Source organism: Psychrobacter sp. 1U2, from assembly GCF_051847575.1.
Genome location: NZ_JBPYDC010000042.1, coordinates 1 through 8,371, shown reverse-complemented (window position 1 = coordinate 8,371; position 8,371 = coordinate 1). Strand labels below are relative to the sequence as shown.

At 43.5% G+C, this 8,371-nt stretch carries 5 protein-coding genes and 4 tRNA genes; all 9 read right to left on the bottom strand.

The features are described 5' to 3' along the window. Positions 1–489: 489 nt before the first annotated feature. The 9 genes from ACS8FD_RS12685 to ACS8FD_RS12645 all read right to left on the bottom strand — a co-directional run bounded on the left by ACS8FD_RS12685 (position 490) and on the right by ACS8FD_RS12645 (position 8,064). Positions 490–564: transfer RNA gene (locus ACS8FD_RS12685), tRNA-Thr, on the bottom strand. Between the two features lie 136 nt (positions 565–700). Beyond that, positions 701–774 (bottom strand) — tRNA-Gly (locus ACS8FD_RS12680). Between the two features lie 71 nt (positions 775–845). After that, positions 846–929: transfer RNA gene (locus ACS8FD_RS12675), tRNA-Tyr, on the bottom strand. A 78-nt stretch (positions 930–1,007) separates the two neighbouring features. Beyond that, positions 1,008–1,083, bottom strand: a tRNA-Thr gene (locus ACS8FD_RS12670). Positions 1,084–1,262: 179 nt separating this feature from the next. Continuing rightward, on the bottom strand, positions 1,263–2,759 hold the full coding sequence (trpE, locus tag ACS8FD_RS12665) for an anthranilate synthase component I (RefSeq protein ID WP_439276170.1): 1,497 nt from the start codon (positions 2,757–2,759) through the stop codon (positions 1,263–1,265). A 202-nt stretch (positions 2,760–2,961) separates the two neighbouring features. Further along, positions 2,962–4,164, bottom strand: a complete 1,203-nt coding sequence (locus tag ACS8FD_RS12660) for an FHA domain-containing protein (protein ID WP_439276169.1) — start codon at positions 4,162–4,164, stop codon at positions 2,962–2,964. An 83-nt stretch (positions 4,165–4,247) separates the two neighbouring features. Further along, positions 4,248–5,093: an RsiV family protein gene (locus ACS8FD_RS12655; protein WP_439276168.1), complete on the bottom strand. Its 846-nt coding sequence runs from the start codon at positions 5,091–5,093 to the stop codon at positions 4,248–4,250. Between the two features lie 206 nt (positions 5,094–5,299). After that, on the bottom strand, positions 5,300–6,895 hold the full coding sequence (locus tag ACS8FD_RS12650) for a peptide chain release factor 3 (RefSeq protein ID WP_439276167.1): 1,596 nt from the start codon (positions 6,893–6,895) through the stop codon (positions 5,300–5,302). Positions 6,896–7,143: 248 nt separating this feature from the next. Next, positions 7,144–8,064 (bottom strand): hypothetical protein, encoded by a 921-nt coding sequence (locus ACS8FD_RS12645; protein WP_439276166.1) that lies wholly within the window; start codon positions 8,062–8,064, stop codon positions 7,144–7,146. Between the last annotated feature and the right edge of the window lie 307 nt (positions 8,065–8,371).

Below are 8,371 nucleotides of genomic sequence, written 5' to 3'. Positions count from 1 at the left end.
GTCCGATGGTGCCGACGTTGACGTGGGGCTTGTTGCGTTCAAACTTGGCCTTTGCCATGAGTGTATCCTTTTTATTGATGAGTCTTTATGCTTAAAAAATGATAAACAGTAAGATCGGTAAATAGATATTTGACGGTTCACGATGTCTATTTATTCTGCTGACACTACCATCAAACCGTTGAAGTTATAATGTTAAAACTATATTTTAGCGACTAAAAGTAATTATAAACTATAAGGCTTAATCTTGGCTACTTCATAACAGTATCAAGTTAGCAATATCAAGCTACTGACAGCACTAAAAGGCAACACTTCAGTGTCACCTTAAAATCATCATTTTACTGAGTAGGCTTTGTATTTTTTAATATTCGCATAACTCTTATAATGCTATTGAATATTTTGATAGTATCTCTCATACTATCTAGCTTTTTATACTATCTATCTTTTAGATAATAACAATTGATAAGTAACTTTGGCAACTAGAATAATAAATGGAGCTCATATCGAGAATTGAACTCGAGACCTCTCCCTTACCAAGGGAGTGCTCTACCGCTGAGCTATATGAGCCTATCTTAGATAACCAAAAAGCTTTCAGTTATATAAAAAAAATATCACGAAACAGCTATAATAGATGACTGTCGTGATGTATGGGTGCTCGCTATTTACGTTGCCGTGAATACTTCATCAATGGATGCCGCGTATATGGAGCGGGTGGCGGGAATCGAACCCGCGTCATTAGCTTGGAAGGCTAAGGTGTTACCATTATACCACACCCGCAATAGCTCTATATGGAACCAAAATATTGATCGGTCTTAGAGTACTTTTGGTGCTGTGACAAACTTAAAATATGGTGGTGGGAGAAGGATTCGAACCTTCGAAGCTTTCGCGACAGATTTACAGTCTGTTGGGTTTGACCGCTCCCCAATCCCACCTTAATTTGCTTTTAATGAAAGCCATACTACGATAAACGTAATACAAAGCAATTCTAAAAAAAGCGACTTTGAAAGAGATGGTGCCGACTGCCGGGATCGAACTGGCGACCTACTGATTACAAGTCAGTTGCTCTACCAACTGAGCTAAGTCGGCTTGTTCTCTCAAAGTGGAGGCTATTCTATCAAATATCGGCTGGAACGCAAGCCCTTTTTTGATTATTTATAAAATATTTCAAGTTAATTTTTAATGCTTTGATTATATTAGTATTTTTTATACGCTAAAAATAGTCCTCCTACATCTCAATTTTTTATAGCGTTGATGTTAGTTGTATTTTAACGAATCCTAAGGCCATCACAAGCCATTTTTACCGCTTTAACAAGTGCCAAAGCCTTTTTATTCGTCTCCTCCCACTCTGCCTCAGGCACTGAATCAGCGACTACCCCTGCCCCAGCCTGAATGTGTATCTTACCGCGGCGCATGACTGCAGTGCGAATAGCAATCGCGGTATCCATGTTGCCATGCCAGCCTAGATAACCGACTGAGCCGCCAAATACCGTGCGACGTACGGGTTCTACTTCATCGATGATCTGCATCGCTCGTATTTTGGGTGCGCCTGATAGGGTACCTGCGGGAAAAGTCGCGCAGAACACATCTAAAGCATCTTTGTCAGGCAAGACAGTGCCCTCAACATTAGAGGCTATGTGCATGACTTGTGAGTAGCGCTCAATGAACATTTTGTCGGTGACTTTGACGCTGCCATACTCGCAGACACGGCCGATATCATTACGGCCTAAATCAATGAGCATTAAGTGCTCGGCAATCTCTTTGGTATCTGATAGTAATTCTTTTTCGAGGGCTAAGTCTTCACTTTCATCTTGTCCACGTTTGCGAGTACCCGCTAAAGGGCGCACTGTGACTTTGCCATCCTCAATCCGCGACAAAATCTCAGGAGACGCGCCAATAATGTCAAAACGCTTGTGATCATCCAAAGTATAACCGTGCACCAAAAACAAATAAGGCGATGGATTAAGGAATCTTAATGCCCGATACACAGCTAGCGAATCACCTTTATAGTCAGCGGTTAAACGCTGCGCTGGGACGACCTGCATGACGTCGCCTGCAAAGATATAGTCTTTGATTTTGTTGACATCACTACAGTATTTATCTTGTCCGGTTTGCGAGACGAACTTCGGCGTTGGCATAATAGGCGCGCTCAAATCTGGCATCTCTGCCAGCTTATCTTCTATTCTTTCAAGCTCACGGATAGCGGCGCCATAGCCATCTTCGTCGCTACAGTCAGCATAAACGATGATAGATAAAGTGTTTTCTAGATTATCAAAGACAATCACGCTCATCGATAGCATCAGCCACATATCTGGTAAAGTCATGGGATTGGGCGCCTCTGATAAGCCAATACTTGGCTCAATGACTCGCACCATGTCATAACCAAAATAGCCGACTAAGCCGCCACTGAAGCTCGGTAATGACGGGATGTCATCGGTGGTTGGCATCTTATAATTGGCCATGAGCTTACGAATATAATCGAATGGCTCAGCGACCGCGTCTACACTGATTTGGTCATCTTGCTTAATGGTCATATGGCCATCAGCGTACTGCAATATCAGATCGCTACCTAAGCCAATCATCGAAAACCGTGCCCAACGCTCGCCGCCTACTACTGACTCAAACAAATAAGCAGAACCACTCAAGTCACGCACTTTTGAAAACACAGATACTGGCGTCTGCGCGTCCATCAAACGTTTTTTGACAAGAGGGGCATGACTAAAACCTTTGCTTTTTAAGGTATTATATTCTTCGAAGGTCATCATAAGACGTCTCTGAGCACGGTATTAATAAACAAGGATAAAGTAAACCACAGCGATAATCGAGAAAACTCGCTAGTTTAAGTGAGAATTAAAACAGACAGCTAAATAAAAGCGAGCCTATATTAGGCTCGCCATTATAACAAAATAGGATAGTAAAGTTGCTCATATCATAGGACTTTAAATACCACCCCGTCAGCGAATCGAATTACGCGCCGCCCATATTAAACAGCCATAGCGCAATACCGATGATAATAAGAGCGATAAACACCCAAATAAACCAACCGCCGCTTGCTTTCTTTTCATTAGCTGCAGTATTGGCAGGATTGTTTACGGCTTGATCCATAGCATTATTACCCGCAGTTCCTACGTCGCGAGACTGACCTAGATTGGCCGTTCCTGAGAACTGAGCCGTAGCCGCTTGCTTAGCGCGTAAGACCTCTGGATCGGCTTCTTCTTGTAGAGGCGTGGTCGTGGTTTTGTCATGCTCAGGAGTTTGACGTTCGGCTACTGGGGCTTCGACTACCGGTTCTTTAGCGAGTGGTTCTTCCACAACTGGCTCTTTGGCGATAGGCTCTTTTATTGTTGTTTCTTCATTGACTGGCTCTTCAATGACCGATTCTTCTACTGATGTTTTGGCTACTGGCTTCTCGGCTACTGGATCTGCTATAACCGTGTCTTGAGGTTTACTTTCAGCAAGCGTAGAGGCGACAATATCTTCTTCTACAGGAGCTGCGGACATAGCTTCTTGACCAGCACTAGCCGCTAATACTTCACCTACGATAGTTTCTTTTACTACAGGCTCTGGCTCACCTTCTGTTGCCAATGGCTCAGCTGTCGTTTCTGGTCGGCTAGGTGACGAAGGTCTTGCTGCGATCGTTTCTTCAACAGCAGCAGGTGGTAATGCTGGCTCTGTTACCGCCTCCTTCGATGGCGTGCTAGCCGTTTGCAGATTTTCTTGTACCGAGCCTACTATGTCTTCTGGCTCTTTTTCTGCTGGCTTTGTAGCTGCTGGGTCGGTGGCGCTCTGCTCTACATTCTCAGCAGCTAAAGCCATCACTTGAAACTCAAAGCTAGCAAAACCAAGCTTATCGTCCGCGGTTAATAGCACGGTTTTATTCGCGTCAATACGCTTATCATTAACAAAGGTCCCGTTAGAAGATTCCAGATCTTTGACATAAAGCTCAGCATTTAACACGCTTAGAACCGCGTGGTTACGCGAGACCTCTTTACTGCCTAGTACCACGTCGTTATCGCTACCACGGCCTACTGATAGGCTATCACTAACGTTCAACTGTAAATCACCAAGCGCGGCTGTCAATGCTGTCAGCTGCCAAGTCATGGTAGAGCTAGGCAAGTCAGACATAGTATCTGGTGTGACTGGGTTCGATTGGTTTGTATTGTCTGTCATACGGTCATTCCTTATTATCGATAAGTGTTATTAGTCGTAATGATAAAATAAAATTTAAAACCATTGAGGTTTAGGAGCGATGTTTAGGGGCTAGGCATAAAACGCGGCTTGAGGATGCCATCAAGTTTGTTATACGGAATCGTTAATACTGGCATACCATACGCGTAAGGGCCAATAGCATAAGGCTGATAAAGAATGTTAACGCCCTTATCGGTCAAGCTCACATTGTCATTAGTGACAAAAGGCCAGTTCTGCTCATAACTTTCAATGTCCTCATCTATCGATTTAACCCAAGACTTATAAGCGTCATAGGCCAAAGCGTTAAAACGCGACTGCTGATCTGGCTTTAGCATATCATTGAAGGTTACTTGCTGTTCATTTGCCGGATCAAATATCAGATACTCACTAAAAGGCATACCATGAGCGCCGCCGGTAAAGACATAAGAGCTGATCTCAAACAACTCTAAGTCCTCTCCTTGACTAAGCTTTACATGACCTAAATATTCAGGGGTGACCATCAAGCTATATGACCAACGCACCTGTTCCGTCATATCCATAAACTGTGATTTGACGAAATCATCGATAGCGGCTTTTGCCGTCTTTTGATCAGTTGATTTATCGACTGGTGATTCACTCATTTTGCTATTGATGACTATATTATTGACGCGCTTATTGACGATATCGTTCAGCCAGTTTTGATTGGTATTTAGATATTTGACCTCAATCTCTGGGCAGTTGGCTTTTTCGTAACAGCGCTCTTGTATCTCTTTTGGTAGCTCATAATCGAGATACTCCGTACTACTGATCAAAGTGCTGGCGTTTGCCGTTAGGCCAGCAGAGAGTAAACCGCCGGTGGCAAGCGCTAGTAAGCAGCGCTGTAAGTAGCTACTCTTAGCTTCATTATCAGTAGCAGATGAATGGGTTAACACTGTAGACCTCAATGAGTTGTCGTTTAAGAAATATTATGATGAATTGCTGTAATCATAGCGTATCTGTTAACGACTCATTGTTTAAAATGTGTTGAGGGTTATGCGCCACTAGCGACTAAATGTTCAGCTATTTCTTTCCACGCGTTAGCTAAAATGGCATAAAAAAAGACACGCTTAGCGTGCCTTTTAAAATTATAGTCTAACCATCAATGCTCACGCGTATTACTAAAAGTCACTTCCGGATAGCGCTCTTGCATCAGCTGTAGATTCACGCGCGACGGCGCTAAATAAGTCAGATAACCACCACCATCAATCGATAATTGGTCATGAGCTTTTTTCTTAAATTTCGCTAATGCTGCCTCATCATCACAATGAATCCAGCGTACCGTCGCAATCGATACCGGCTCAAAGATACATTGAACTTTATATTCTTCTTTTAGACGGTGCGCGACCACTTCAAACTGTAGCACACCGACCGCGCCCAAGATTAAATCATTATTAATCTGCGGCATAAACACCTGCGTTGCGCCTTCCTCAGAGAGCTGCTGCAAGCCTTTTTGTAGCGCTTTGGACTTAAGCGGATCTTTGAGCACCACCCGGCGAAATAGCTCTGGCGCAAAGTGTGGAATACCAGTGAAATTCAGTTCCTCGCCTTCGGTAAAGCTATCGCCAATGGAGATAGTGCCGTGATTATGCAGTCCGATGATATCGCCTGGATAGGCCTCTTCTAGCGCCTCGCGATCACCGGCCAAAAAGGTTAAAGCATCGGCGATGCGCACGTCTTTAGCTAGACGCACTTGGCGCATCTTCATACCTTTTTCGTATTTACCAGAGCACACTCGCAAGAAAGCAATACGGTCACGATGACGTGGGTCCATATTGGCCTGAATCTTGAACACAAAGCCAGAAAACTTGGGCTCTGTTGCCGAAACGACGCGCTGCTCAGTCGGATGCGCTTTGGGCGCTGGCGCATATTTAACTAGCGTATCTAGCACCATATTGACACCAAAGTTGCCCAGTGCCGTACCGAATAATACAGGGGTCATCTCCCCTTTTAAGAACGCCTCAACATCGAAGTCCTCGAGCGCCATCTGCACTAGCTCAAGCGACTCTTCGAACGCGTCAAACATCAGCTTACCTAAACGCTCACGGATATCTGGATAATCATAACCTTCGCGAGTCTCAGATACGGTAATCTCGCCACCATGGCCTTTTTCATAAAGATAGGTTTTGTCCTCAGTCAGATGATAAACACCTACAAAATCCTGCCCCATCCCAATCGGCCAAGTCAACGGAATACATTTGATTTTCAGTACAGATTCAATCTCACTGAGCAGGTCGAGCGGCTCACGAATCTGCCGATCAAGCTTATTGACGAAAGAGATAATCGGCGTATCGCGCATGCGGCAGACTTCCATCAGCTTGATGGTTCGCTCCTCCACGCCTTTAGCGCCATCGACCATCATCAGCGCGCTATCGACGGCAGTTAGCGTACGATACGTATCTTCCGAGAAATCTGCGTGACCTGGGGTATCAAGTAAGTTAACGACATGCTCTTGATACGGAAACTGCATCACGGATGTGGTGATAGAAATACCACGCTCTTGCTCCATACTCATCCAATCAGAGGTAGCATGACGATCGGTTTTGCGGCCTTTGACCTCGCCTGCCACCTGAATAGCCTGACCCCAAAGCAATAGCTTTTCGGTCATAGTGGTCTTACCGGCATCAGGATGCGAGATGATAGCGAAAGTGCGGCGTTTGTCGACTTGCTTTTCTAAAACTTTTGGATCTACGCTCATAGTTTTTGGCTTCAATAATGTTGATTGAGAATACAATCTAATAAATAAAATAATGCGCGTATTGTAGCCGATTTCGTCTTAAGGTGCCCAACTTGCGCAAAAAAAACACGCCTTAAACGATTGCTAAAGCGTGTTTATTAAAATGACTCTTTGTCAGGTAAGGGGCTCAAGCGACTCGAACAGTATTCATAAAATAATATCTCTCAGACCGTACGAGAGCCTAACAGCACGTGAGATTACATGTCAGCTTAATAGTACCTGTCAATCTGAGCTTCGATAAAGTCAGCCGCTACTTCATTGACTAACGTACAGTCTACGACACCGCGAACGCTATCCTCATTCGGGCGCGAGGCGTCTTTATCGACAAAGTCAGTATCATAAATGGCAGCGTCATAATTAACACCATTATAGAGGTACTCAGGATCATTATTGATCGCAAAGAATTTCACTTGCGCCGCTGGGTTATTATTATTCGCACCAATAGATAACTCAGAGGTTCTAAAGTCTCTATTATCATTGAAGCGATCTTCTGCTGCGTCTATCCAATCATCGAGATCTGAATAATTGGTCTTGTCTTTATTATTAAAAACAAAAAATGAGCGATCGCTAGTGGTCACTGGAATATAGCAAACGGAGCCGTTAGGAAAAGTAAGCGTGCTAGGCGCATTGTTGCCAACACTAGGATAAGTGTTTAAGGCCGTAAAGATACCTCGAGCGGCATTAGAACCATTCCCCGATTGATAATTAAAGACATTTACCCCTGCTAGATTTAGCGTTCTATAAACTGTTTGATAATCGAATTTATTGTTATTATTTTTCTCATATATAGGCCGTTTCACCGTCCGACCATTCACCTCGATGTAACGATTTTCTAAGCTTCCCTCGAAATCATCTGCCAGTACTACCGAATTGTCTAAGTTGTCGATATTTTGGGTATTAAAATTACCTACGATATTGGTGACGTCAATATCGCGCTCGCCATTGCTATACTCAGTCTCAATACGAGCAATCGCTTCTCTGCCCGTTTGACGATCGATACTCTTGTCGAACTGAGTCACTGTCAGCTCATTGCTGTTTCCTGAGCCATAAATCGAATCTTCATCATCGCCGCAGCCGCTGATAACAGCAGCTAATAGCATCATGCTCGTAGGAATCATTATTTTTTTCATGGCAAAGTATCCTTTTGTCAAAATAGTCTTGCACTTGGCTGATTTATAGCGTTTACATCGTTCGTTTATCCTCAGAATTTTACAGCACTGTTATGACTATTCATAGACACCACTTGTACGCCTGATGTTTATTGTGCAGATTTACTTACAAATTCACAGTATAGATTTACTACCTTTATATAACGTTTTATGCAAACCTTGCTATGCTAAATAAGTGATAAAGGTTACTTATACTAGGGTGTGTTGACATATATAGAATAATTGATAATCATAGTGTTATGACTAGATTAACCCTAAGTGATGCCCA

Excerpts from the sequence above, each read along its gene's own strand:
- trpE (WP_439276170.1), bottom strand. The coding sequence starts at position 2,759 with ATGATGACCTTCGAAGAATATAATACCTTAAAAAGCAAAGGTTTTAGT.
- ACS8FD_RS12660 (WP_439276169.1), bottom strand. The coding sequence starts at position 4,164 with ATGACAGACAATACAAACCAATCGAACCCAGTCACACCAGATACTATG.
- ACS8FD_RS12650 (WP_439276167.1), bottom strand. The coding sequence starts at position 6,895 with ATGAGCGTAGATCCAAAAGTTTTAGAAAAGCAAGTCGACAAACGCCGC.
- ACS8FD_RS12645 (WP_439276166.1), bottom strand. The coding sequence starts at position 8,064 with ATGAAAAAAATAATGATTCCTACGAGCATGATGCTATTAGCTGCTGTT.